General features: G+C 69.2%; 1 protein-coding gene. It reads left to right on the top strand.

Features of this window, described 5'->3' with window-relative positions:
• A partial coding sequence (locus H0H10_RS03385) for an FG-GAP repeat domain-containing protein (protein ID WP_188179282.1) occupies positions 1 to 295 on the top strand: 295 nt, incomplete at both ends.

Raw genomic sequence — 295 nt, 5'->3', positions numbered from 1 at the left:
CGCCCCGGGCGGCGAGACCCCGCTGAGCGGTGACTTCAACGGCGACGGCAAGGACGACGTCGTGACCTTCGCGCACGGCCCCGAGGCCGATGTCTACGTGTCGCTCTCCAACGGGGACGGCTTCGGACCCGCCACCGTCTGGCACGACTTCTTCGCACAGCGCCACGAGACCCCGGCCGTCGGTGATGTGAACGGTGACGGCAAGGACGACATCGTGACCTTCACGCACGATGCGGACGCCAAGGTGTATGTGGCCCTGTCCACCGGCAGCGGCTTCGGTCCGGCCGCCGTCTGG

The sequence above is a fragment of the Streptomyces griseicoloratus genome, assembly GCF_014534645.1.
In the GTDB taxonomy this organism is placed as follows: domain Bacteria; phylum Actinomycetota; class Actinomycetes; order Streptomycetales; family Streptomycetaceae; genus Streptomyces; species Streptomyces griseicoloratus.
Note: the sequence above shows the minus strand (reverse complement) of the source record. Positions and strands in the feature narration are given on the sequence as shown.